Source organism: Acinetobacter sp. ANC 7912 (genome assembly GCF_039862785.1).
GTDB classification, from domain to species: Bacteria; Pseudomonadota; Gammaproteobacteria; order Pseudomonadales; family Moraxellaceae; genus Acinetobacter; species Acinetobacter thermotolerans.
This window is the reverse complement of sequence record NZ_CP156795.1, coordinates 827946-851670: the sequence shown is the minus strand read 5'-3', so window position 1 is coordinate 851670 and position 23725 is coordinate 827946. Positions and strand designations below refer to the sequence as shown.

General features: G+C 43.1%; 25 protein-coding genes. 12 read left to right on the top strand and 13 right to left on the bottom strand.

Annotated features, from left to right (window positions below):
• Positions 1–26: 26 nt before the first annotated feature.
• Together ABEF84_RS04285 and ABEF84_RS04280 are read left to right on the top strand one after the other, a co-directional pair.
• Positions 27–761, top strand: coding sequence for a phosphoadenylyl-sulfate reductase (locus ABEF84_RS04285; RefSeq protein WP_034585435.1), 735 nt, complete (start codon positions 27–29; stop codon positions 759–761).
• Positions 762–1230: 469 nt separating this feature from the next.
• Positions 1231–2616, top strand: coding sequence for a wax ester/triacylglycerol synthase family O-acyltransferase (locus ABEF84_RS04280; RefSeq protein ID WP_034585437.1), 1386 nt, complete (start codon positions 1231–1233; stop codon positions 2614–2616).
• Positions 2617–2760: 144 nt separating this feature from the next.
• Here ABEF84_RS04280 and ABEF84_RS04275 read toward each other — a convergent pair whose 3' ends face one another.
• The 6 genes from ABEF84_RS04275 to ABEF84_RS04250 all read right to left on the bottom strand — a co-directional run bounded on the left by ABEF84_RS04275 (position 2761) and on the right by ABEF84_RS04250 (position 7519).
• Positions 2761–2937, bottom strand: a complete 177-nt coding sequence (locus ABEF84_RS04275) for a PA1571 family protein (protein WP_171077677.1) — start codon at positions 2935–2937, stop codon at positions 2761–2763.
• 135 nt (positions 2938–3072) lie between these two features.
• Positions 3073–4527, bottom strand: a complete 1455-nt coding sequence (gene rng / locus ABEF84_RS04270; protein WP_347473768.1) for a ribonuclease G — start codon at positions 4525–4527, stop codon at positions 3073–3075.
• A 39-nt stretch (positions 4528–4566) separates the two neighbouring features.
• Positions 4567–5133, bottom strand: coding sequence for a Maf-like protein (locus ABEF84_RS04265; RefSeq protein WP_034585442.1), 567 nt, complete (start codon positions 5131–5133; stop codon positions 4567–4569).
• Positions 5121–5612 (bottom strand): rod shape-determining protein MreD, encoded by a 492-nt coding sequence (gene mreD, locus ABEF84_RS04260; RefSeq protein ID WP_034585444.1) that lies wholly within the window; start codon positions 5610–5612, stop codon positions 5121–5123. Before mreD ends, ABEF84_RS04265 begins: the two co-directional genes overlap by 13 nt.
• Positions 5599–6456 (bottom strand): rod shape-determining protein MreC, encoded by an 858-nt coding sequence (gene mreC / locus ABEF84_RS04255; protein ID WP_347473767.1) that lies wholly within the window; start codon positions 6454–6456, stop codon positions 5599–5601. Before mreC ends, mreD begins: the two co-directional genes overlap by 14 nt.
• Before the next feature lie 16 nt (positions 6457–6472).
• The gene (locus tag ABEF84_RS04250; RefSeq protein ID WP_034585448.1) at positions 6473–7519 is read right to left on the bottom strand and encodes a rod shape-determining protein; all 1047 of its coding nucleotides are present in this window, start codon (positions 7517–7519) and stop codon (positions 6473–6475) included.
• Positions 7520–7652: 133 nt separating this feature from the next.
• Here ABEF84_RS04250 and gatC point away from each other — a divergent pair, with 133 nt between their 5' ends.
• From gatC to ABEF84_RS04230, 4 genes are all read left to right on the top strand, one after another.
• Positions 7653–7967 (top strand): Asp-tRNA(Asn)/Glu-tRNA(Gln) amidotransferase subunit GatC, encoded by a 315-nt coding sequence (gene gatC, locus ABEF84_RS04245; protein WP_347473766.1) that lies wholly within the window; start codon positions 7653–7655, stop codon positions 7965–7967.
• A gap of 52 nt (positions 7968–8019) precedes the next feature.
• Complete coding sequence (gene gatA / locus ABEF84_RS04240; protein WP_034585452.1) at positions 8020–9498, top strand: Asp-tRNA(Asn)/Glu-tRNA(Gln) amidotransferase subunit GatA; 1479 nt, start codon at positions 8020–8022, stop codon at positions 9496–9498.
• Complete coding sequence (gene gatB / locus ABEF84_RS04235) at positions 9498–10973, top strand: Asp-tRNA(Asn)/Glu-tRNA(Gln) amidotransferase subunit GatB (protein ID WP_034585455.1); 1476 nt, start codon at positions 9498–9500, stop codon at positions 10971–10973. Before gatA ends, gatB begins: the two co-directional genes overlap by 1 nt.
• Before the next feature lie 114 nt (positions 10974–11087).
• Entirely contained in the window at positions 11088–12392 is a 1305-nt protein-coding gene (locus ABEF84_RS04230) for an IS4 family transposase (protein WP_347453003.1), read from the top strand.
• An 81-nt stretch (positions 12393–12473) separates the two neighbouring features.
• Here the strand turns inward: ABEF84_RS04230 and ABEF84_RS04225 are convergent, their stop codons facing one another.
• On the bottom strand, positions 12474–13442 hold the full coding sequence (locus ABEF84_RS04225; protein ID WP_257218617.1) for an IS30 family transposase: 969 nt from the start codon (positions 13440–13442) through the stop codon (positions 12474–12476).
• Between the two features lie 170 nt (positions 13443–13612).
• On the opposite strand from ABEF84_RS04225, the gene ABEF84_RS04220 reads away from it, so the two are divergent.
• The 3 genes from ABEF84_RS04220 (at position 13613) to ABEF84_RS04210 (ending at position 15660) form a co-directional block, all read left to right on the top strand.
• Entirely contained in the window at positions 13613–14476 is an 864-nt protein-coding gene (locus ABEF84_RS04220; protein ID WP_034586192.1) for a hypothetical protein, read from the top strand.
• A gap of 205 nt (positions 14477–14681) precedes the next feature.
• Positions 14682–15287 carry a hypothetical protein gene (locus tag ABEF84_RS04215; protein WP_052127899.1) on the top strand — a complete coding sequence of 202 codons (606 nt, stop codon included), beginning with the start codon at positions 14682–14684 and terminating at the stop codon, positions 15285–15287.
• A gap of 151 nt (positions 15288–15438) precedes the next feature.
• Positions 15439–15660: a hypothetical protein gene (locus ABEF84_RS04210; protein WP_034586189.1), complete on the top strand. Its 222-nt coding sequence runs from the start codon at positions 15439–15441 to the stop codon at positions 15658–15660.
• A gap of 12 nt (positions 15661–15672) precedes the next feature.
• On the opposite strand, the gene ABEF84_RS04205 is transcribed toward ABEF84_RS04210, so the two are convergent.
• On the bottom strand, positions 15673–16194 hold the full coding sequence (locus ABEF84_RS04205; protein WP_034586186.1) for a hypothetical protein: 522 nt from the start codon (positions 16192–16194) through the stop codon (positions 15673–15675).
• 230 nt (positions 16195–16424) lie between these two features.
• Here ABEF84_RS04205 and ABEF84_RS04200 point away from each other — a divergent pair, with 230 nt between their 5' ends.
• The gene (locus ABEF84_RS04200) at positions 16425–17003 is read left to right on the top strand and encodes a DJ-1/PfpI family protein (RefSeq protein ID WP_034586183.1); all 579 of its coding nucleotides are present in this window, start codon (positions 16425–16427) and stop codon (positions 17001–17003) included.
• Between the two features lie 76 nt (positions 17004–17079).
• Here ABEF84_RS04200 and ABEF84_RS04195 read toward each other — a convergent pair whose 3' ends face one another.
• The 3 genes from ABEF84_RS04195 to ABEF84_RS04185 form a co-directional block, all read right to left on the bottom strand.
• Positions 17080–18108: a hypothetical protein gene (locus ABEF84_RS04195; RefSeq protein ID WP_034586180.1), complete on the bottom strand. Its 1029-nt coding sequence runs from the start codon at positions 18106–18108 to the stop codon at positions 17080–17082.
• A gap of 610 nt (positions 18109–18718) precedes the next feature.
• The gene (sbmA, locus tag ABEF84_RS04190; RefSeq protein WP_034586177.1) at positions 18719–19912 is read right to left on the bottom strand and encodes a peptide antibiotic transporter SbmA; all 1194 of its coding nucleotides are present in this window, start codon (positions 19910–19912) and stop codon (positions 18719–18721) included.
• Between the two features lie 318 nt (positions 19913–20230).
• Entirely contained in the window at positions 20231–21289 is a 1059-nt protein-coding gene (locus ABEF84_RS04185; protein WP_034586922.1) for an RNA-guided endonuclease TnpB family protein, read from the bottom strand.
• A 20-nt stretch (positions 21290–21309) separates the two neighbouring features.
• On the opposite strand from ABEF84_RS04185, the gene tnpA reads away from it, so the two are divergent.
• Positions 21310–21723, top strand: a complete 414-nt coding sequence (gene tnpA, locus ABEF84_RS04180; protein WP_075167884.1) for an IS200/IS605 family transposase — start codon at positions 21310–21312, stop codon at positions 21721–21723.
• A gap of 84 nt (positions 21724–21807) precedes the next feature.
• Here tnpA and ABEF84_RS04175 read toward each other — a convergent pair whose 3' ends face one another.
• Complete coding sequence (locus ABEF84_RS04175; protein WP_347454975.1) at positions 21808–23037, bottom strand: transposase; 1230 nt, start codon at positions 23035–23037, stop codon at positions 21808–21810.
• Between the two features lie 236 nt (positions 23038–23273).
• Between ABEF84_RS04175 and ABEF84_RS04170 the strand changes: the two genes are divergently transcribed.
• Positions 23274–23468 (top strand): hypothetical protein, encoded by a 195-nt coding sequence (locus tag ABEF84_RS04170; protein ID WP_034586888.1) that lies wholly within the window; start codon positions 23274–23276, stop codon positions 23466–23468.
• A gap of 140 nt (positions 23469–23608) precedes the next feature.
• On the opposite strand, the gene ABEF84_RS04165 is transcribed toward ABEF84_RS04170, so the two are convergent.
• A complete protein-coding gene (locus tag ABEF84_RS04165) occupies positions 23609–23716 on the bottom strand; it encodes a DUF2474 domain-containing protein (protein ID WP_152598546.1) in 108 nt (35 codons plus the stop codon).
• Positions 23717–23725: the final 9 nt, after the last annotated feature.

Here is a 23725-nt window from a genome sequence, read left to right as displayed (position 1 = left end):
TCCAAGCCTATATCGCCAGGATTCTCATGACCACTATTCCTACTATTGATATGGTAGATGCGCTTGCATCTGAATATACAGACAAATCTCCAAGTGAAATTTTGGAACTTGCCCTGAGCCAGCCCGGTGAAATTGCGATTTCATTTTCCGGTGCGGAAGATGTCGTACTGATTGATATGGCTTCACATCTGGGCAAACCCTTCCGTGTGTTTAGTCTGGATACTGGACGTTTGCACCCTGAAACCTATCAGTTTATTGATCAGGTGCGTAAACACTATAACATCGACATTGAGATCTGTTTCCCTGAAGCAGAAGCCGTACAGAATCTGACGACTACGAAAGGCATGTTCAGTTTCTATGAAGATGGTCACAAAGAATGTTGTGGTATCCGTAAGGTTCAGCCATTACGTAAAAAACTGGCCACTTTGGATGGCTGGATTACTGGTCAACGTAAGGATCAAAGCCCTGGTACCCGTAATGAAATTCCAGTCATTCAGGCTGATGCTGGTTTTTCTGGCCCAGGCAAACAGCTGATCAAATATAATCCTTTAGCCAACTGGTCCAGTGCTGATGTCTGGAACTACATCCGTATGATGGAAATTCCATACAATCCACTACATGAAAAAGGCTTTATTTCCATTGGTTGTGAACCATGTACCCGACCTGTTCTGCCAAACCAGCATGAACGCGAAGGCCGCTGGTGGTGGGAAGAAGCTACTCACAAAGAATGTGGGCTGCACGCCGGCAACCTGAAAAAATAAGCTGGCTTTAAGTCCATCTAAAAGGCTGTCATTTTTTAAAGACAGCTTTTTTTATTTCATATCTGGATTTATTTTCAAGGTGAAATCATCCATATTTACCGTTTATCGGGAAGTACCATTTTAATATTTAAAGAATTTCTAAACTGTTAGTCGATTGATTTACTGGCATAAAAATGTGAAATATAGATTAATAAAATTTTATAAATCGCAGATGATTATGTAGATAGGCTTTATTCAAATTACAAAAAATCTATTTTTATTCCGCAAATATAAAACTAAAATTTTCACATTTCATGGACTTAGGAATAGTTTTAAGTGCTTGTCAATAGCTACTTATTTTGCTGATCCGATCAGAGAAAGCAGTTCACATATATGTTAAAACCGCTATACTTTGTGAACTAAAGCAATAATTCTAACAAGGCTTTTCAGAAAGAGAAGAGCTATAGAGTGCAGTGAGGCAATCCACGCTATGCGTCCATTACATCCAATTGATTTAATTTTTTTATCATTAGAAAAACGGCAACAACCTATGCATGTAGGTGGTCTTTTTTTATTTCAGATTCCAGAAAATGCACCTGCAACTTTTATTCAAGATCTGGTCAAAGATATCCGTACTTCCAAATCGATGCCCATTCCACCCTTCAATAATTATTTAAACGGTTTGTTCTGGGACGAAGATGATCAGTTTGATCTGGATCATCATTTCCGTCATATCGCCCTGCCGAAACCTGGCCGTATCCGTGAATTACTGACTTATATTTCACAGGAACACAGTGCCCTGATTGACCGCGCTAAGCCATTATGGATGTGCCACCTGATTGAAGGCATTGAAGGCAATCGTTTTGCCATGTACTTCAAGATTCATCATGCCATGGTCGATGGGATTGCCGGCATGCGTCTGGTTGAAAAATCTCTCTCCCATGATCCAAATACGAAAAGCATTGTCCCGCTATGGTGTGTAGAAAGCCCGCGTGCTAAGCGTTTAAAAGCACCTAAAGTCAGCCGACTAAAAGGCACATTATCGACCATTAAGGGACAGTTAGAATCAACACCGCGCGTCTTGTATGAATTATCGCAAACCGTGCTCAAAGATATGGGACGTAACCCGGATTATGTTTCCAGCTTCCAGGCACCGCCTTCCATTCTCAATCAGCGGATTACCGCCTCACGCCGATTTGCGGCACAGTCTTTTGAATTCTCACGTCTGCGCCATATTTCTAAAGAACTTGGCGTAACTATTAATGATATCGTGCTAGCGATCTGCTCCGGTGCGCTACGTGAATACCTGATCACTCAGGATGCCTTACCGAAGAAACCGCTAATTGCCATGGTACCTGCTTCGGTACGTAGCGATGATTCCGATGTCTCGAATCGTATTACCATGATTCTGGCGAATCTGGGTACGCATAAGGAAGACCCACTGGAGCGTCTGAAAATCGTACGCCGCAGCGTATTGAATGCCAAAGAACGCTTTAAGCGTATGACCGCGAATCAGATCCTGAATTACAGTGCCTTTGTGTATGGTGCGGCTGGCCTAAATATCGCCTCTGGCCTCATGCCAAAACGTCAGGCATTTAACCTGGTGATTTCTAACGTACCAGGTCCACAAGAACCGTTGTACTGGAATGGCGCACGTCTAGAAGCATTATATCCAGCCTCAATCGTGCTGGACGGTCAGGCACTGAATATCACCATGACCAGCTATATGGATAAACTGGAAGTTGGCTTAACCGCTTGCCGAAATGCCCTGCCAAAAATGCAGAATCTGCTGACTCACTTAGAGGACGAAATCCAGCGTTTTGAACGGATTGTCGATGGTGATAAAACCCCAAAGCTGGTGGCCGCAGCCGGATAATGGATGATTCCGACTGAGGTTTTCAGTAAAAAATTGGTATGAGCATTTTTGCCAATTCTTTCACGCAAAAATTAAGGGGCTTTGCAGCCCCTTTTATTTTTATTTGATTATTTTTTATTCAGACCGTGTCACAAATTTAGAATCTTAACTTTTTACCGTACGGCATTGTTTCAGCAACTGATGGCAGACTGCACGGATCATAGAGGAAGTAATCTGCACTTCATTCCCGCGTTCATCGACAATGTACCCCGCGTGTACAGTTTTTTTAGGTTCTAATACGTGTTTTAGGCCTTTATTTAATACCGCTTTACTTATACTCATGACTCACCTCGTGTTTGCTAAGCCAAAAATACTGGGAGATCGGCTTTGGCTACTTGATGAATCTAGTATTCAAAATTCACAGGACATTGTAAAACTTCAGTTGTAACAAGGGTTTTACGACATTCTGTTACAATTTCAGCTAAGAATGATATCGTATTGCTCTTGCGTGTATAAATTTTCAACCTGGAATTTAATTACACGTTTGATGAAATGCTCTAAATCTGCGACAGCTGGCGCTTCTGCAGTCAGCAGACGATCAATCACCGATGGATGCGCGACGACAGTAAAGCCACTCTGTGACTCATAAGCGCGTGCATAACGCAGGATTTCCCGAAAGATTTCGTAACATACCGACTCGGCTGTTTTCACATAACCGCGTCCCTGACAGGTCGGGCAAGACTCACAAAGTAAGTGTTCCAAAGATTCGCGGGTACGCTTACGAGTCATTTCTACCAGTCCCAGTTCAGATACCTGGGTGATCTTGGTTTTGGCATGATCACGTTCCAGCATTTTCACAAACTGGTTCATCACCTCTTCACGATGATAGGCTTCCTGCATGTCAATGAAATCAATAATGATGATGCCACCGAGATTGCGCAGACGCAGCTGACGGGCAATGACCTGGGTCGCTTCCATGTTGGTCTTGAACACGGTGTCTTCCAGCGAACGGCCGCCAACATAAGAGCCAGTATTGACATCAATCGTGGTCATGGCCTCAGTCTGGTCAATCATCAGATAACCGCCAGATTTTAAAGCCACACGGGTTTGTAACGCTTTCTGGATATCATCTTCAACGTTATACAGATCAAAGATCGGACGCTCACCCGGATAATGCAGCAGACGATCCTTCATGCTTGGCACGAACTCATCCACAAACTCGGTCAGCTTGCCGTGAATTTCACGTGAATCGACATATATTTTCGCAGTGTTTTCATTGGCCAGATCGCGAATCACACGCTGCGGTAATGGCAGTTCTTCAAAGATCAGCGAAGGCACTACCACACTTTTTTGCTTGCGCTGGATGTATTCCCAAAGCTTGGCCAAATAAGCCATATCCTGCGCGATTTCAGCTTCTTCAATGCCTTCCGCCGCGGTACGGACAATCACTGAACCCGGCAGCTTATGCTCTTCCTGAATGCGCTCAATGATGGAACGTAAACGGTTACGCTCTTCTTCATCTTCGATACGCTGGGAGACACCAATATGGTTGCCATACGGCATCAGAACCAGATAACGGGATGGAATAGACAGATCAGTGGACAGGCGTGCGCCCTTGGTGCCGAGCATGTCTTTCATCACCTGGACGGTCAGGGTTTGACCCGGCTGCAGGAGTTCAAATACATTCGGCGTCGGCTGCTGGCGTGGCCAGACCATATCATTGATATGTAAAAAGGCGGTACGGGACAGACCAATATCAACAAAAGCCGCCTGCATGCCGGGCAGCACACGGACGACCTTGCCCTTATAGACATTCCCCACCAGACCGCGCTTTGCGGTACGCTCGACGAACAGTTCGTTCACCGTGCCGTTTTCAATTAACGCCACACGACACTCCATCGGTGTGACGTTAATCAACAACTCGTCAGACATAACAACACTCAAAACATTATAAGAATTCTTTTGCAGCAGTTAATTTAGTGCCTTAACCGTCTGTAATAACTGTACCGTTTCATATAGCGGCAAACCGACTACATTGGTATAACTCCCCTGTATCGCAGGAATATAGCGCGCTGCAATGCCTTGAATAGCATAGCCGCCTGCCTTTCCAACCGGTTCACCTGTTGCCCAATAACTTTCCATATCATGGGTGGTTAGTGATTGAAATTCAACCTGTGTTCGTACCACTATACTGTATTTTTCATTTTTTGTGCGAACGCAAACGCCGCTTAACACATCGTGTTTGCGGCCGGAAATTTTTGCCCACATTTCAAAGGCGTGCTGTTTTGATTCTGGCTTACCCAGAATCTCGCCATCCACACTAAGACTGGTATCCGCCGCAATGATAATGGCCTCAGGATAACGCTCGGCTACCGCATCAGCCTTGGCTCTGGCCAGGCGCTCGACATAGGCTTCCACCGTCTCACCCGGAAGAACCGACTCATCGATATGGGGACTGTAGATTTCAAATTCCAGTCCCAATTGCTGTAGCAGTTCACGGCGTCGAGGTGAACTGGAAGCCAGAATCAGATGCGCCATTTTCTTAGCAGATAATAAATGACCGGATAGATTACCACGCTGGTCAGCAGCGGCAGCCAGTGACGTGGAATCGAGAAATGCTCACCGCTCAGCACCTGGGCAAAAAAGGTAATCATTAGATGCGCGATCAGTGCTAAGGTAGTAATTACCCAGAGATTGCCAAACGTTAAGATCCGGCGTTCACGAGTGAGGAACCGTGCCATAAAGGCGATAATAATAAAACTTAATGCATTCAGGCCCAACGGTGCATCCATCAGCAGATCCAGGAAAATTCCGGTACTGAACGCGAACCACACCCCACACCAGGTCGGCTGGCATAGCACCCAGAACAGCATCACCATCAGCATAAACTGCGGACGCCATCCAGATACTGAATAGGATAAGGGATAAACCACCAGCGCCGAGGCCACAATCACCGAAATAATAATTGGAAATAGTGGATCACGATGGGTTTTGGGCTGCATCTTAGCGATCGACATACGGTTGCTCCATCGCTAATGAGTCAGAGAATAGCACCACCACATGATGACCGCCAGCCAGTTGGGCTGCAGGTGTCACATCAATCTGGGCAAATTCCCCGGAATTATGTCGTTGTACTTTGGAAATGGTGCCGACCAGATAACCTGCCGGGAAATGCTGACCCAGACCGGAACTGTAGACCTTCTCGCCCACCTTGATGTTAGCGCTGGTTGGCACATATTCCATTTTCAGACGCCCCAGATCACCCGTCCCCGAGACGATGGCACGCATGCCGGTGTGTTCCAAACGCACTGAAAGTGAATGTTCCTTGTCTGACAGCAGCATGACGCGGCTACTATGCGGATAGACACTGATGATCTGCCCCATAATCCCCTTGTCATCCAATACGGTCTGCCCAACGCGGAGCTGGCTGTTAGAACCACGGTTAATCACGATGATATGCCGTAAAGGATCAGGATCTGTCCCAATCACTTCGGCAATTTCCATACGGCCATCAATAATTAACGGCGTGTCTAAAAGACCGCGCAGACGGGTATTTTCAGCAGAGAGTTCTGCAATTTTTTGCAGACGAACCTGAGCCTGCAGCAGCTCAGCACGCATCGCGGTATTTTCGCGACGCAACTGGGCTTCAGACTTGGTTTGTTGATTCAGCCATTCTCGCGACAGTACAGGATAGCTGGCCAAAGCATAAATCGGATTATATGCCGCGTTCAGCACTTCCCTTGCAGGTTGAACCAGGTGTGGCATGCGCCAGTCAAAGAATAGCACCACCAGACAGGTCACCAACGCAATGATGAATGAGCGAAAAGATGGCGGTTGTCTAGAAAACAGATGTGTTTGCACCCGCCGTGTCCTGTTCTTAGCCTACGAATAACATGTCATGATTTGGGTTGTCGAAGAATTCGAGCACCTTACCGCCACCACGGGTGACACAGGATAGTGGATCTTCTGCAACGACCACTGGCAGACCAGTTTCTTTGGCAAGCAGCTTGTCCAGGTTACGCAATAATGCGCCACCACCGGTCAACACGATCCCGCGCTCAGCGATGTCAGAAGACAGTTCAGGAGGCGTTTGTTCCAGTGCAGATTTTACTGCAGACACGATATTTTGTAGCGGATCAGCAATCGCCTGAGTCACTTCATCAGAAGTCACGGTAATTGCACGAGGCACACCTTCTGCGAGGTTACGGCCACGAACTTCGATTTCCAGTGGTTTCGCACCTTCATCTGGAAGTGCCATACCCACTTCTTTCTTGATGGTTTCTGCTGTGGTTTCACCAATCACACAACCATGCGCTTTACGCACGTAATTGATGATCTGTTCGTCAAATACATCACCACCGATACGCAGCGAGTCTGCATAGACACAGCCCTGCAGCGAGATGATCGCGATTTCTGTAGTACCACCGCCCACATCTACAACCATTGAACCACATGCCTGTTCTACCGGCATGCCAGCACCGATGGCTGCAGCCATTGGCTCTTCAATCAGACGAACTTCACGCGCGCCAGCGTTATACACTGCTTCACGGATTGCACGGCGTTCAACCAGGGTAGATTTACACGGTACACACACCACAACACGTGGCGCTGGTGGAAATAAACGTTTTTCGTGAACTTTACCGATGAACTGGTTCAGCATCGTTTCAGTTACTTCGAAGTCGGCAATCACGCCATCCTTCATCGGACGGATTGCTGAAATATTTGCCGGGGTACGACCAAGCATTTGTTTCGCGTCAAGACCTACGGCAGCAACAATTTTCTGTGAACCACTATGACGGATTGCTACAACCGTCGGTTCATTTAATATAATGCCTCGTCCTGGCGCATAAATAAGTGTATTTGCAGTACCTAAATCAATGGCTAGATCTGGCGAAAACAAGCCTATTAGTCGTTTTAGAATCACGGGGACGTTCTCAATTAAACTTTATATGGACGCAAGGTGGCAACTTTAACTAAATGTGATGCTTTGGACAAGTCAATCGCTTATCATAACGCATGATAATTTGATTTTTTTTTAATACTGATTAGGTAATGTTATGTCTACATCGGATGCACAGCATTCTGCAGATTTAAATGCAGAAACAGTTTCAGCGATTGCACACCTCGCAAGGTTATCTCTGGATGATACGCAATCTACTGAATATGCTCAAAGTTTAAATAAAATTTTAGGCATGATGGAAACGCTGAAAGGTATCAATACTGACGGTGTTGAACCATTGAAGAGCCCTTTCGACCATCCACAGCCATTACGTGAAGACGCGGTGACTGAAAGCAACCATCGTGATGAATACCAAGCCGTAGCGCCTGCTGTACAGGACGGCTTATACCTGGTTCCACGCGTGATTGAGTAATTACTACCCAGTTCATTCTTTTTATTAAATTAAACGTAAAGAATTATTTCTCATGACAGATTTACACCGCCTATCAGTTCGTGAACTTACCGAAGGTTTGGCACAAGCTAAATTTTCATCGCGCGAACTGACTGAACATTACTTAAAGCGCATTGAAAAAGTAGATGCTCAAGTGAAGTCCTATGTGACTGTCACTGCCGAGCAGGCACTGGCACAGGCTGATGCTGCAGATGAACTGCGTCGTGCTGGCACTGCAGGCGTGCTGACCGGTGTGCCGATTGCCCACAAAGATATTTTCTGTACCCAAGGCATCCGAACTTCTGCGGGTTCTAAAATGCTGGACAATTTTATTTCTCCTTACGACGCGACCGTTGTAGCGAAAGGTAAAGCTGCGGGCCTGGTGACGCTTGGTAAAGTGAACATGGACGAATTCGCCATGGGTTCAACTTCCGAGTCTTCTTACTATGGCGCGACCAAAAACCCTTGGGCACTCGATCACGTCCCTGGCGGTTCTTCAGGCGGCTCTGCAGCCGTTGTCGCTGCTGACCTAGCTCCATTTGCAACCGGTACTGATACCGGTGGTTCAATCCGTCAGCCAGCCTCTTTCTGTGGTCTGACTGGCCTTAAACCAACGTATGGCCGTGTATCACGTTACGGCATGATTGCCTACGCATCATCACTGGACCAAGGTGGTCCAATGGCGCGCTCTGCTGAAGACTGTGCTTATCTGATGAATGTGATGGCAGGTCACGATGCGAAAGATTCAACTTCAGTTGAAAAAGACGTGGATGATTACGTTGCGAACCTGAATGGCACGTCTGTGAAAGGCTTACGCATCGGTATTCCTAAACAGTACTTCAACGTGGCTGGTCTGGCTGCTGACGTAAAAGCGCGTGTTGAAGAATCACTGAAAAAACTGGAAGAAATGGGTGCCATTCTGGTTGAGATTGACCTCAACATGACTGAAGCCTATGTACCGACTTACTACCTGATCGCACCTGCGGAAGCATCTTCGAATCTGTCACGTTATGACGGCGTGCGTTATGGTTACCGCTGTGAAGATCCGAAAGACATCATGGACCTGTACAAACGTTCCCGTTCAGAAGGTTTCGGCCCTGAAGTTCAGCGTCGTATCCTGATCGGTACTTATGCCCTGTCTGCCGGTTATTACGATGCATATTATGTGAAAGCACAAAAAGTCCGTCGTTTAATTCAACAAGACTTCCTGAAAGCATTTGAATCAGTCGACGTGATTGCTGCTCCTGCTGCACCAACAACGGCTTACAAGATCGGTGCCAACCTGTCTCCAGTGGAAATGTACCTGGGTGACATCTACACCATCGCGGTTAACCTTGCAGGTCTTCCTGCAATCAGCGCACCTGTTGGTTTTGACCAGGACAACCTGCCAGTTGGCTTACAGCTGATTGGTAACTACTGGTCTGAATCTCAATTGCTGTCTGTAGTACACCAGTATCAACAGGCAACCGATTGGCATACAAAACGCGCTGCAATTGCTGAGGAGAATGCATAATGGCTAAAAACGCTGCTAAACCAAAATCTAACCTGATTGATGGTTGGGAAGTCGTTATTGGTATCGAGATTCACACTCAGCTTGCGACTAAATCTAAAATCTTCTCCGGTTCATCAACTGAATTTGGTAATGATCCAAACACTCAGGCGAGCCTAGTGGATTTGGCAATGCCGGGCGTACTGCCAGTGCTGAACAAAGAAGTGGTTGATCTTGCAATCCGCTTTGGTCTGGGTATTGATGCTTACATCGACCAGGCTTCTGTATTTGCGCGTAAAAACTACTTCTATCCGGATTCTCCAAAAGGCTACCAGATCAGCCAGATGGACAACCCGATTGTGGGCTTGGGCCATATCGACATCCAGCTTGAAGATGGCACCGTGAAACGCATTGGTGTGACTCGTGCGCATCTTGAAGAAGATGCCGGTAAATCGATTCACGACCAGTTTGAAGGCATGTCTGGTATCGACTTGAACCGCGCTGGTACTCCACTGCTGGAAATCGTCTCTGAACCGGATATGCGTTCTGTTGAAGAAGCTGTGGCTTATATCAAGGCGATTCACACGCTGGTACGCTGGTTAGGTATTTCTGACGGTAACATGGCAGAAGGTTCGTTCCGTGCCGACTGTAACGTATCTTTACGTCGTCCGGGTGAACCGTTTGGTACCCGTTGTGAGCTGAAAAACCTAAACTCATTCCGTTTCATTGAACAGGCAATCAATGTTGAAATTGAACGTCAGATGGAAATTCTGGAATGGGGTGGTGAAATCGATCAGGAAACTCGTCTGTTCGACCCTGCGAAGATGGAAACCCGTTCAATGCGCTCGAAAGAAGAAGCGAACGATTACCGCTACTTCCCGGACCCAGACCTGTTACCTGTGATCATTCCAGACGAACAGATCGAAGCGATTAAAGCACAAATGCCTGAGCTACCTGCTGCACGTCGTGCACGTTTCGTAGCAGACTTCGGTGTGACTGAGTACGATGCTCACGTGCTTACATTGACTCGTGAAATGTCAGAGTTTTACGAAGATGTGGTAAAAGCTGCTGGCGGTGCTGCTCAAGGTAAGATTGCTGCGAACTGGGTGATGGGTGAATTCTCAGGTGCCCTGAACAAAGCTGGCCTTGACCTTGCTGATTCCCCGGTTTCTGCTGAGAAACTAGGCGGCATGATCGCACGTATCGTGGACAACACTATTAGCGGTAAGATCGCGAAACAGGTGTTCAACTTTATGTGGGAAGAAGGCAAAACTGCGGACGAAATTATTGCTGAGAAAGGTCTGAAGCAGGAAACTGATACAGGCGCGATTGAAGCAATGATTAAAGAAGTGCTTGCTGCGAACCAGAAGATGGTAGATGAGTACAAGTCTGGTAAAGAGAAAGCCTTTAATGGTCTGGTTGGTCAGGTGATGAAAGCATCACGTGGTAAGGCTAACCCTGCTCAGGTGAATGAATTGATGAAGAAATTGATTGGTTAATACTAATTAGCTTTGGAATAAAAAACCCGCTCTAGAGTGTAATGCCAGTCAGTTAAGCAAATATTAGTAAAATGTAGTAAAAATGAGTGTATGTAAATACGCTCATTTTTTTTTATGACTTTATCTGAAAATTTAGATTGCACCCTTCAACATTCTTTACCTTCACTTAGCCATTTTAGTGAATTTATTGATTTCAACTGGATTGAGGAAAGTCTGAATCAAACAGGTAAGGCATCAATTAGAAGAAGGAAGTTACCCGCTGAACATGTGGTATGGCTTGTCATTGGACTCGCTTTATTTCGAAATCAACCTATCGGATATGTCGTAGAACAACTAAAACTTGTATTTGGTACAACAGAATATTGTGTTCCTAGCGCAGTAGTACAAGCACGACAACGTTTAGGATCAGAACCTTTAAATGCGCTATTTTCTTTACTTAGCCAAGCCTGGTTTGAAGAATCTCAGCAGCAATACTCAAACTTTCACGGTCTGAGTGTGTGCGCTGTTGATGGTGTTGTTTGGTCTATGCCTTATACAGATGAGAATTTTGCACACTTTGGTTCATCTAAAGGAAAAACTGCTGATGCTCCTTATCCACAAGTGAGAGCAACCTGCTTAGTAAATACCGCGACCCATGAAATTATAGATGCTCAAATAGGCAGTATGGATCAAGGTGAACTCACACTGGCAAGCCAATTATCTCCTTGTTCACACAGTATTACCCTATTTGATCGAGCCTATTTCTCTGCAGATTTTCTCATCGGGTGGCAAAAACGTGCAGAAGAAAGTCATTGGCTTATGCGTGCAAAAGATAATTTACGGTATGAGATTGTGGAGCGTAATTCGCAACATGACTTTCATATTAGAATGCCGATATCAACAAGAGCTAAAAAACTTAATCCAGCCTTAGGAGATTATTGGGAAGCACGTCTCATTGAGGTTGAGCAGGCAGGTAAGATTAGACGTTATATCACTTCACTAATAGATTCAAAGAGATATCCATTATTAGCTTTAGCAAAACTCTATGCCCAGCGTTGGGAAATAGAAATGTGTTACCGAGAAATCAAGAGTAACTTACAGGAAGGGAAGCATTTAAGGAGTAAACAACCTACCTTGATTTATCAAGAGTTATGGGGAGTCTTTATTGCCTATAATATTCTAAGAAGACAAATGAAATATATGGCTCAACGTGCAAAAGTCAGTCCTTTGAGAATGAGCTTTCATATTACCTCTATTGCTATCCTTAACCTATTGAAGTTTGATTCTTTGGCTTCCGCAGGCAATTTGCCTAAACATCTAGAAAGTTTAATGGAAAAATCTAAAAGGTATGTTTTACCGAAAAAAAGAAGTAGAAACTACCCACGAGTTGTGAAAGGGAAACCACAGAAATACCCAAAAAAATGCCAGTCAATCTCTTAACTGACTGGCATTAGCTCTAGAGTGGGTTTTTTATTCAGTTAGTTTTATACATAATAAATAGAAATACATATCTAGGCGAATTCAAACATGAGGTGCGACAGTTTCAAAAGCCTTATGATAATCAACAAGCTGAGCAAACTTCTCTAATGGTGTAAGCCAATCTAACGCTTTTCTAGGACGAGTATTCAGTGACATGGCAACTTGATTTAAATAATGCTGATCTGCCTGATTTAAATCAATCCCTTTAGGTAAATATTGCCTAATTAAACCATTCATATTTTCGCATGTGCCTTTTTGCCATGGTGAATGTGGGTCACAGAAATATACATCTATGCCTAAATCTTCTTCGAGTATTTTATGTTCTGACATCTCACGTCCACGGTCATAGGTCAACGTTTTACGCAGTTCTGCAGGTAAATATTTCAGAGCTTCAGTTAAAGCCTTGCGCACTGATTCTGCCTTTGCATCAGGTAATGTTGCCAAGATACAGAGCCGTGTATTTCGTTCAATAAGTGTTGCTATCGAACTTTTATTGTCTTTACCTTTAATTAAATCGGCCTCCCAATGACCCGGTATTTTTCTTTCTTGAACTTCAGCTGGGCGCTCATGAATAGTTTTAATATCCTGTAATATAGAATCTTTTTTAGGTTCACCGTTAGCTTTTCGCTTTTTATTTTCATGACGCAGACAGGATAATAAGTCTTTTTTCAACTCACCCTTTGGTAATGCTCGTATAGTTGAGTAAATCGTTGTATGGCTTACATTCATTGTTTGATCCAAATCAGAAAATGTCTTTAAACGCTTCGATATTTGCTGAGGAGACCATAAACAACGGATCGCTTCAACAATAAATCTCCAGAGGATTGAGTCGATTTTGAGTTTTCTGTGACCACGTCTACGTCTAGCGAAGGTGTTATCAGAAGCATATCGAGCTTGATAAACGTCATTGATGCTATTTCTTTTAAGTTCACGATAGATCGTACTAGGATGTCTTTTAATAAGTTCAGCAAATTTTCTGGGTGAAAAGCCTTCTTTTCTTGACTCAAGCATTAATGCAGTACGATCTTCAAAGTTAAGATGATGGTATGACAATTTTATATACTCCATAAACCCTTTAAATTAATTAGGTGGTTTATGTCGCACTTCAAGTTTTACTCTGCCCTAATATACTCTTAGTACAATTTTGCAATATGCATTAAAAACTGTTCTCGAGGGATCAAATGCTTAAAAAATTTCTTATTACTATATCAATTTTTAGCAGTTTTTGTTTAACTCATGCAATGAGTCCTTTAACTAAAATTCCACTTATTAATAATGAAATGACAATTAGTGTTTCTAGTGAATCTATATCTAAATTTCGATATGGTGCGATGCGTGATAAATCATTACCGAATGCTCAAGTGCTCATTGGACTTCCTCCAACAATTGGTGGCGCAATGCCAACACCTGGACCACTTTTTGCAGAGATTATCGGACTAAGTATTGCTAACAATAATGTAAGTAATGCAAAAACTGCAAATCGATCACTTTTCTTACAGCAAAAAAAATTTGATCAACTTGTCACTGAAAAACTAAAAAAGAAACTGATAACTTCTAGCCCTTCTTTTGTTTTTAGCATAGATGAGAAAACAGATATTAAATTAATACCCTATGTTTTCGTTTCATCTGATAAAAATAAGTTTTATTTAGATTTTACGATTGCGATGGATATTAATAAAAAGACACGAATGTATCGTTATAGAAGTGAACACTTTTCTGTGATCACTGAAATTGATGAAAAACGATTTGATGAAGTAGCTAGTTATGCATTTGACCGTATTTTTGAACTCATGTTTACAGATCTAAGTGATGTTCTGGATTTTTCACAACAAGATTCAGAGCTACAAGCTAGCTGTGAAAAAATCTCTGGTAAAAAATGGGGTGTAAATAGTCCATTCAATATTAATTTCAAATATATTAAAAATCCAAAAAATCTATGCATTGCCAATGTAAGAGATACTTTAGGTGCCGAATTCATAGCCTATCCAATGGTCTATATAATTGAAGAAACAAAAAATCAGCCGATTCCACAAATAGCAAACTAACTTTCAAGGATTTATACGTTTTTTTATCACATCTTCGCCTCTCTCTGGAAGAAGGAGCTTTCATCCCTCTATCAAATTTCTTCATAAATTTAGTAATGGATATTCCCTCTCCTTTATTAAAGGAGAGGGATAGGGAGTGGATTATTATTTAAATTTCATCAATTTAAACATACAATCAACCCAGACACTTCCTATCAAAAACAACATGACCATCAAAAAAGTATCCTCTATTAATAAACTTGAAGATTTAGGACGTATCCGACTTTCAAAGTCCTTCTTTATGCGTGACTTCCTCTATAGCGAAATCGCCAATTGGTACGGCATTCCTAATTTTCCAGACCATCCTGACATTGCCATTCGCACAGGCACGGAACTCTGCCAACAGCGACTTGAACCGCTACAAGACAAATTTGGTCGTATCGCCATTCGATCTGCTTATCGTTCGCCAAGCGTGAACCAACTCGGCAATGAAAAAGGACATAACTGCGCCAGTAATGAGAAAAACTTTGCTAGCCATATTTGGGACTATCCTGACGAAAAAGGCTACGGCGCAACGGCGTGTATAGTCATTCCTTCATTTCTAGAACTGTATGAAAAAGACCAATCCAACTGGCAACAGCTTGCTTATTGGATTCATAACAATCTGAACTATAGCCATCTACAATTTTTCCCAAAACTTTGTGCTTTTAATATTGGCTGGCACGAACAGCCTGCACGGGAAATCTATAGTTATATTCAGCCGAAAGGTTATTTGCTGCGAGGTGAAGCAGTGAATTTGGAGTTTGAGAAGTTTTATCCTAATTTACTGTGATTTTAATCCCTCTAAATCTCCCTTTAAAAAGGGAGACTTTATCACGTAATCAATTTGAGACGCGGGATTCCCTCTCCTTTTTTAAAAGATAGGGTTAGGGAGAGGATTATCTTTTATGCTATAAAATCAAAAACATCAAGGAAAAACAAAAATGACACCTGACCTTTTGCTCTTCGTTATCCAGATCGCCATTGGCTTATTTGCGCTAGTCATCATCATTTTGATGTTGATTCCCAAAAGCCGTAAATGGCTATCCGAAATGCAACCCGAACCCCGCAGAAAACAGCGAGGTCTAGGCTTGGTGGATGGAATCGAATTTATTTTCTATCCCATTTACTGGCTGGTTAGAATCATCGTTGCCATTTTCAAATAGGGCTTGAAAACCTTATTTCCCTCTTACCACACCCAACTTATTCCAAATATCCGGTGTCAAGAAAGTGGTAATTAACTTACTCATATCCACATAACGCAACACACCCTTCAGTTGATTATTCACTTCCGGATTTTTCAAAATTTCCTCACCCGTACTACGTCCGAGTGCCTGAAAACTATTCCCCACTGCTTCCAAACCTTCCGCCTGAATTACAGCTTTAGTCTGTGCCGAACATTGCTCCACCAATATTCGCTGCAATACCGCTGCCAGATTCTTATTCAGACTTTCCTTGTGCTGTGCAGACACATTGCTAAACGCTTTTAGGTCTGGATGTGCCGCCAAAGCCACAAAAGTCCATTGCATCACTGTAGTTTTATCGGCAGCAGTGGTTGATTTTTCTAAACAATCACTGAGTTGATCAACCGTTGAGCCTGCATTTGCCAGTTGCACCGTTCCAAACAAGGCCGTTGCCATCAGTGCAGAACGAATGATTTTAAAAAATCTATGGCGTACAGGGGAAACACAGCGAGACATAAGCAAACTCCAATCAACAGTCTGCCTGTTGTACCATAAAACATGACAGTTCATCTGTTATTGCATTGCAAAATCCACCTGATTTTTAAGCTGTTTAAAGTGAATAAAACTGAGCTTGTCCAGCTACGACTAAAGTGAACAATAAACATATTAAATCCAAAACCGGCCTATGCTATGGTGAATGAAAGTAAATTTCCTATATAAATCATAATGAATGAGAGGGTAACAACATGGCTAAACAACTGCTGATGCTGGTCGGTGACTATGCCGAAGACTATGAAACCATGGTGCCATTCCAGTTTTTAACTGGCCTCGGCTATACCGTACATGCCGTCTGCCCGGACAAAAAAGCCGGTGACACGGTAGCCACTGCCATTCACGACTTTGAAGGCGACCAGACCTATAGCGAAAAACGCGGCCATAACTTTGCCATCAACTATGACTTTAGTGCGGTGAACACGTCTGAATATATCGGACTGGTGATTCCTGGTGGCCGTGCACCGGAATACCTGCGTATGAATGAACGCGTAATTGAAATCGTACGTGAATTTGACAGTGCCCAAAAACCGATTGCAGCCGTGTGTCATGGTGCCCAGCTGCTTGCTGCTGCGAATGTACTCAAAGGCCGTACCTGTTCTGCCTACCCGGCCTGTGCGGCTGAAGTGAAACTGGCGGGTGGACAGTATGCCGATATCGCCGTGACTGAAGCAGTAACCGATGGAAATCTGGTGACTGCGCCAGCGTGGCCTGCACATCCAGCCTGGTTGGCTCAGTTTGTGAAAGTGCTAGGGGCAACCATCACACTATAAGTATTTGCTGAATTCAGCCTTAAGAATAAAAAATGCCACGTCCGGAAACATGGCATTTTCAATTGAACCGGAATATTTACTTGAGCTGTCTCAGCATGTTCTTCGCCCCAGCATGGTTATATTGGCTAGCCAAGCCATTCAGTATCCGCTTTGCCTGCCCTCTGGCATTTGGAAAACGGCTACTATATACCGGCACACTGGTCAGGCATTTTGCCACCAACATCCCTGATTCAGTATAAATGCGGGTGCCTTCTGCACCTTGCAGCTTGCCATAGTTATAGGCACGCTGGGCATTGTTACAGGCATTCAGCATGTTTCTGCCACTTTGAATGTCACGTCGTGCGGCCGCATAGAGTTTTAACTGTTGTTGCTGTGGAGTCTCTGCCACCGGACTGCGTGATGTTTCTTTTACAGCTGCTTTGAGTTCTTTTTCCTTTTTCTCGGCTTCTTTTTTTTCCAGCTCTTTGCGTTCCAGTTCCTTACGCTCGAGTTCTTTGTCTTTCTTTTCCTGTTCCTTACGCGCCAGTTCTTTGGCATCTGGTACTTTAGCATTTGCAGCTTTAGCGGTTGCCGCTGCTTTGGCTGGAGCTGCGCTCAGTTTGGCTTTTTCTTCAGCGATAGCTGCTTTGGAAGGACGGTAAAAATTCTTCGCCTCATTTGCACTCATCAAACGCGTCAGTAACCTGACACTACGGCTAGAACTGCTATTATTCATCTGCCGTTCGGAAAGTGGCTCAATCGAAGCAATCCAGCTATCGGTCAGATCATCCATATTACATTTATACGCCCCAATCCCCTGCATAACCCCACGGTTGCTGCTTAAACGTTTGCGCTGGGCAGCATCTCGAACCAGATTTAGCTGACTTTTATATAGCAGGGAAAATTTACCGCCCTGTTCATGACAGTACTGGGTCAAGATCGAACGCGGATACATGGCCTGTGTGGCATTATTCTGCTGGTTTTTATCCCAGAGATAAACATAGTCTTTGGCACTGCCATCCGTATTGTTTAACTGTCGTTTGGCAATCAGTTCCTGCGGACTATGATAAGGATGCATGATCGTTTTTTTTCCATGCTGTATTCCATTACACGCGGCCAAACCCATTGTTATTATTGTGAGAGCAAATACTTTCAGTTTCACTTCCGTTATCTCAACCCAAAGCATGCCCATAACATAAAGCAAAAATGGGGAAACAACAAATACAAAACTTTGATTAATAAAAATTATTTAACTCATAGAAAATCATTCAAATGACAACCAGAGCACAGAACAATGATCAATGATTGATCTATTCTGCTTAATTTTTATCTGGATAGATGAGGCTTGAAGGTTAAAATCAGACATGAAAAAAGACCAAAGAAGAAATGTTAACTTCTTTGGTCTGCGGAACTGTCATGCTGAAACACGAGCTCTTAAAGGTGGACAGCAAAGCACTCTCCATCACCAGCATACAGTTAAATGCGCTTCAAACTCCTTAATTTTCACTCACGTACAGTTATTATTTTTATACGGCAGAGGGACTGAAAATTAAGCACCAAACAAACTTGGTCTTTATGATTCTAGTCATGCGAAAATTCACTGAATATCCCAAAATTGGGATGTTTTTCACATTTTTTCACTTAATATCAACCGTTCATCGGATACTTAGTTTAATTCGAAGTAGACATAAAAAAACCAGTCATAAAACTGGTCTTTTAAAATGAATCTGCACCGATTAATGGATATGCGATTCAAATGCTTTCAAACGTTTATAGATCGATAGCAGTTCGATAATTTTCGGCCAAGACAAAATCAAATACTGGAATGATTCACGTACTTTGTTAAATACATTCAGAATCTGCATCATCAAACCTAAAGTAATCGTCCCTGCTGCAATGCTCGGGAACAGCACAAACAGACCATAGATATTGTCCAGCTGCAAATACCAGATCCGTACCATGTTGAAATAGGCATAGTGGAAATACAAGCGGAAATAGTTCCAGCGCACCCGTCCAAACAGTTCTTTTAAGGTCAGTGGCTGAGCACGTTCGGCATAATCTTCACCATAGACCAGTTCCTTCCGGTAAGCCGCTTCCACCTTCTGGTTGTTAAATTCCAGACCAGGCAGTTTCATCCCCACTACCATCAGGATCACCGTGCCCAGAACGGCCCAACCCAGTGATGCCCACATCAAGGCATGATCGACATGCCCCACGATCGGCAAAATGGTGACATGACTGGACAGCTTGTACAGCACTGGCAGGAAGGCCATTAGCAGCATAAAGGATTCAATAAAGGATACGCCCAACTCTTCAGTACTACGGGCAAAGCGCATGGTATCTTCCTGAATACGCTGTGAAGCCCCTTCAATATGGCGCAGTTTTTCCCAGAACGAGGTGTAATAATCGTTCATTGCCGTACGCCAACGGAATACATAGTGGCTGACAAAGAACATGTTAAATACCGCCAAGGTCACATAAATCATCGCGATATAAATAAAGGTCAATGCCCCCTGATACAATAGTCCGACATCGCCACCACCACTGGTCAACATCTTCTGAATCTGGTCATAGAACGGGCTGTACCACTCATTCAGCACTACATTGACCTGAACGCCAAACCAGATATTAAACAGGATAAAGGCTGAGCCCCAGACCGACCAGCGCTGCCAGGGATGACGTGCCACCACATACCAAAATCCTGCAAACAAGGCTGTCGCGGTCAGGAACCACAGATAAAACCACAAGAATTTTTGCGACCAGAACCGGCTGATATCAATCGCCAATGTCGCTTCATGATAACCTTCACTAAACCCCACATAGCTGCCCCAGCCGGAACCACCGGAATGCCAGATCGCGAGGTTGATAAAAAACCAGATCACCACGCTGAGAAAAAACCAGAGGGGTTTCGGAAAGAAAGACTTAAACATGTCCTTTGCATGCTCCTTATTTTTGTAGACCACAGGTCAAGAAATCGCTGCGTATTATGCTGTAATGTTTTGCAGCTCAGTGCAGTTGTTACGGTATTATTAAATAATCTCTGCTGGAAAACACGTTATTTTTAAAGTACCTGGTACGAAAGATAATAATTCACGTGGCCAATGTCTTGAAAACTCATGCAATATATCATTTTTAGAATAAAATACGAGCATAAACAATAACTAACATATTAGTACCTCATTTATACGTACGTCCCAAATCAATTATTCTAAACTTTATGACTTTGTATCTTTGACATCCTCTCCGACCTAAAGGACGGAGATTCCTCCTGCGAGACGCCCATGTCCGAGCGCAAGAATATTCAGTGCTGAGTTTATATCTCTATCGTGGAATGTACCGCACTCCACACACTGCCATTCTCTTATTCCAAGTCCTGCTCTACCTTTCAGACTACTGGAGCGTGAGCCGCAGCACGAGCAAGTTTGGGTGGTATAGGCTTCATTGACTTCTTCATACCATACCCCTGCGTTCTCGCATTTATACTTGAGCATGGTTCTTAAGGTCGTCCAACCTGCATCGAGTACAGACTTAGCTAATTTTGTCTGTGCCAATGCTTTGGCATTCACATTACCAACGAAGATGGCTGCATGTTCATTCACCAGTTTATGACTGAATTGATGCAGCATATTTTGACGTAGATTTTTGATCTTGGCATGAATCGCTTTGACACGTTTTTTATTTCTTGCTCTTTGAGCAATACCAAGTTTTTGTTCATATTGACGATAGATTTTAGGCGCTTTGAACTTTACACCATCTGAGCAAGTCGCAAGGTCTTTGAGTCCTAGATCAATGCCAATTGAGGTTTTAGCGGTGGTTTTCTCTGTTTTAATTGAATCAACCACAAGACATACATACCAACGCCCTCGGCTATCCTCGACAAACGAGCCTGTTTTAACATTGTATTTACTTAGTCCGTAACTGTCCCATAGCTTGAATTGATGCTTGCCGTATTGGACATACCCATCGGCATATTTCACCGCCACTTTTTTAAATGGAATCCAACCGAGAGAACGTCTAGCATTTTTTTTGTTACTGACACGCCATTTTAGCTTGGCTTTTTTAAATTGCTTTCTTCGAGTAACTAATTCTTCCGCAACTGCCTGTATGGTTTGGCTGTGCAAATTGCACTCTTTTGATGTACCTTTCGTGTATTTAGCAATATCGTAAGCTGAAAAGAATTGTTGTTTTCTTTGCAAGTGTTTAAAACACAAATCATTGACATAGTTCCAGACAAAATTAACTTCAGATGCCAATTGGTCTAGCACCTTGCAATGTTTGTCTTTTATGCGTAATTTAAGTGTCTTCATCACTAAAATATATTTGGTCTATGGATAATAGTCAAGAGATTAGAACAGGTCGTCACTGTGTTTTTAATATGCACGTTCATTTAGTCTTTGTGGCTAAATATCGTAGAGATGTTTTTACCAAAGCTATGCTCGAAACTATGAATGAAGTATTCAAGCGCATTTGCTTAGACTTTGAAGCTAAGTTGGTAGAATTTGATGGTGAGCATGATCATGTTCATTTACTTGTGAACTATCCACCAAAAGTAGCTATTTCTAGCTTGGTTAACAGCCTAAAAGGTGCATCTAGTCGTATTTTAAGAACTAAACACCCTGAAATTAAAAACAAATTATGGGGGAATGCTTTGTGGTCGCCTAGTTATTTCGCTGCATCGTGTGGAGGTGCTCCCATTGGGATTATTAAACAATATATCCAACAACAGCAAACACCGCATTAGCAATCCTAGCTAATCCCCACAAGGGGGACTAGCGGATTGCAGCCTTATATCCCCGCCCTGAAGGGCATAGGTATCTACACATCTTTAGGTACCTAGTGCAATAGTTGCGATTTCATTCAGTTCATCTATTGAATATTCTGAGAGCAGTTGAAGAGTATTTAGTAAAATCGAGAGTCCTGCCAATATGGCAGGCGCACTCTCTACCTTGCCTCTTTTCTGTTGTCTACCTGAAAGTCTAGTCAAAAATGCACGGACTTTCTGATTTTGTTCATCTGTACAACGCTGTACTCTCCACGTCAACACACAAGCCATACAACTGATTAGCAAACGCCTTAAAATCGCTTCTGGCGTAGTCTGAAGCCATGACTCAATATCATGGCCTGCTTGCTTGAGAAGTTTGAAATAACATTCGATTGACCAACGCCAGTAATACCAAGTCGTCAGTTCTACTGCGGTAATCTCAGTTGGTACATTACTGATCAATGACCATCTTGCAACTGTCTTTTCATTAATATCTTTAACCACCGCAATAATCAGTCTAGCCTCAATTGCAGCACCTTTCTGAGGAGCAACTCTTTGACCTAAACAATCTTTTTTATTTGATTTTGCAGCACGGGTAAGCCGAACATTGGTTTCTCCAACATAAAGCATATGTTGATTACCCTTATAAGAAATGGGTTTCACTTGCTGTATTTCGATACGTTCAGCAACTTCTCCAACTTTACATATTTCACCCTGATGCTCAATCCGATTTCCTTCCTTTGCTCGAATAAGCCATTGAAAACCATGACTGCTTAATTCCCTGAGATGAGCAATGGAATCTCCTTCACGATCAATAATATGTACGCAGGTTTTATCAAGAGGAAACTGTTCAACTTTTTGAATTTGTTCAGAAAGGGAGTCTAAATGGGTTTTACGTTCGGTCTGTTGCTCATTGAATGTCGAATAGCAACCTGAAGCACTAGAAAGGGTCTGAGCTAATGGAGCAACAGGTAGTCCAGAAGCAGCATCAACAAGTAAGCTCGTTTGTAATTCATAGCCTGAGTCGTACTGATGTGTCCTTTGGAGTTTTTGGGTTTTATTACGATGTGTCACATATTGGATTTGTGACCAATCATGAATAACTAAAGCATAACGATGCAGCGATGTCTTAATCTGATCACAAGTAAGTTTTTGAATAGGTTCATTTAATTGTTTAAATGAGATTTTATCATTATTTAAAAACCGCCATACAGCTTGCGTCGTTGCGAAACTATTTTTTTGAGCAGAGGCAATATCTTTGATTGCAGGAGCAAGTGAAGCAAGAGGATTCATATTGAGTTGAACGAGGTTGTTGTAACGTTTGACAAGGCGCTGATCTAAGCGAGAGATGTTAAAATTGAAGAGCATGCTCTTCAATTTAACGCAAAACATGGAAATTGTGTAGATACCTATGCCTGAAGGGCGAGGTTTTACGGCTAAAGGGATAAAGCAAATAGGTATAAAAAATAACGATAAACTATGTTATTCTTAAACGAAAATACGAACAATTGAAGCTTGGGGAATACATCATGGAAAGCTCTGTCATTGAACTACTAAAACCAGTTACCTTGGAAAAGGAAAATTGCACACCACTGGTGTTTGAAGAAGGCACAGTGCTGAAAGTAGTTATGCAAACACCAACCAGCCTGTTGGTGACTACAGACAACCAGTTTAATTTCACGGTTTCCCTTAAAGACCAAAACGAGGTCTGGAAAGAGCTGTAATTTTCCGAATTCAATCAAATGTTGTGATTGTTCTTTCCCCTCACAATACTCGACTTGCTAAATGTTCTTTTGAATGAATGGCAGTCCAATAAAAAACCTCCATCAAGGAGGTTTTTTATTGGGTAGAATTTTACTTTCGCTTAATACGCTAGATGTAGCAGGAAGCGGAAAATCCCGGCAATGATCACCATGGTCAGGAAACCGCCGAGCCAGAGTAGGATAAACCAGCCCGCCTGATTCAATTTCATCACACGTAC

What these genes read in the sequence shown, in the direction of transcription:
- ABEF84_RS04285 (WP_034585435.1), top strand. Translation starts at nt 27, where the DNA reads ATGACCACTATTCCTACTATTGATATGGTAGATGCGCTTGCATCTGAA.
- ABEF84_RS04280 (WP_034585437.1), top strand. Translation starts at nt 1,231, where the DNA reads ATGCGTCCATTACATCCAATTGATTTAATTTTTTTATCATTAGAAAAA.
- ABEF84_RS04275 (WP_171077677.1), bottom strand. Translation starts at nt 2,937, where the DNA reads ATGAGTATAAGTAAAGCGGTATTAAATAAAGGCCTAAAACACGTATTA.
- rng (WP_347473768.1), bottom strand. Translation starts at nt 4,527, where the DNA reads ATGTCTGACGAGTTGTTGATTAACGTCACACCGATGGAGTGTCGTGTG.
- ABEF84_RS04265 (WP_034585442.1), bottom strand. Translation starts at nt 5,133, where the DNA reads ATGGCGCATCTGATTCTGGCTTCCAGTTCACCTCGACGCCGTGAACTG.
- mreD (WP_034585444.1), bottom strand. Translation starts at nt 5,612, where the DNA reads ATGTCGATCGCTAAGATGCAGCCCAAAACCCATCGTGATCCACTATTT.
- gatC (WP_347473766.1), top strand. Translation starts at nt 7,653, where the DNA reads ATGTCTACATCGGATGCACAGCATTCTGCAGATTTAAATGCAGAAACA.
- gatA (WP_034585452.1), top strand. Translation starts at nt 8,020, where the DNA reads ATGACAGATTTACACCGCCTATCAGTTCGTGAACTTACCGAAGGTTTG.
- gatB (WP_034585455.1), top strand. Translation starts at nt 9,498, where the DNA reads ATGGCTAAAAACGCTGCTAAACCAAAATCTAACCTGATTGATGGTTGG.
- ABEF84_RS04230 (WP_347453003.1), top strand. Translation starts at nt 11,088, where the DNA reads ATGACTTTATCTGAAAATTTAGATTGCACCCTTCAACATTCTTTACCT.
- ABEF84_RS04225 (WP_257218617.1), bottom strand. Translation starts at nt 13,442, where the DNA reads ATGCTTGAGTCAAGAAAAGAAGGCTTTTCACCCAGAAAATTTGCTGAA.
- ABEF84_RS04220 (WP_034586192.1), top strand. Translation starts at nt 13,613, where the DNA reads ATGCTTAAAAAATTTCTTATTACTATATCAATTTTTAGCAGTTTTTGT.
- ABEF84_RS04215 (WP_052127899.1), top strand. Translation starts at nt 14,682, where the DNA reads ATGACCATCAAAAAAGTATCCTCTATTAATAAACTTGAAGATTTAGGA.
- ABEF84_RS04210 (WP_034586189.1), top strand. Translation starts at nt 15,439, where the DNA reads ATGACACCTGACCTTTTGCTCTTCGTTATCCAGATCGCCATTGGCTTA.
- ABEF84_RS04205 (WP_034586186.1), bottom strand. Translation starts at nt 16,194, where the DNA reads ATGTCTCGCTGTGTTTCCCCTGTACGCCATAGATTTTTTAAAATCATT.
- ABEF84_RS04200 (WP_034586183.1), top strand. Translation starts at nt 16,425, where the DNA reads ATGGCTAAACAACTGCTGATGCTGGTCGGTGACTATGCCGAAGACTAT.
- ABEF84_RS04195 (WP_034586180.1), bottom strand. Translation starts at nt 18,108, where the DNA reads ATGGGTTTGGCCGCGTGTAATGGAATACAGCATGGAAAAAAAACGATC.
- sbmA (WP_034586177.1), bottom strand. Translation starts at nt 19,912, where the DNA reads ATGTTTAAGTCTTTCTTTCCGAAACCCCTCTGGTTTTTTCTCAGCGTG.
- ABEF84_RS04185 (WP_034586922.1), bottom strand. Translation starts at nt 21,289, where the DNA reads ATGAAGACACTTAAATTACGCATAAAAGACAAACATTGCAAGGTGCTA.
- tnpA (WP_075167884.1), top strand. Translation starts at nt 21,310, where the DNA reads ATGGATAATAGTCAAGAGATTAGAACAGGTCGTCACTGTGTTTTTAAT.
- ABEF84_RS04175 (WP_347454975.1), bottom strand. Translation starts at nt 23,037, where the DNA reads ATGAATCCTCTTGCTTCACTTGCTCCTGCAATCAAAGATATTGCCTCT.
- ABEF84_RS04170 (WP_034586888.1), top strand. Translation starts at nt 23,274, where the DNA reads ATGGAAAGCTCTGTCATTGAACTACTAAAACCAGTTACCTTGGAAAAG.
- ABEF84_RS04165 (WP_152598546.1), bottom strand. Translation starts at nt 23,716, where the DNA reads ATGAAATTGAATCAGGCGGGCTGGTTTATCCTACTCTGGCTCGGCGGT.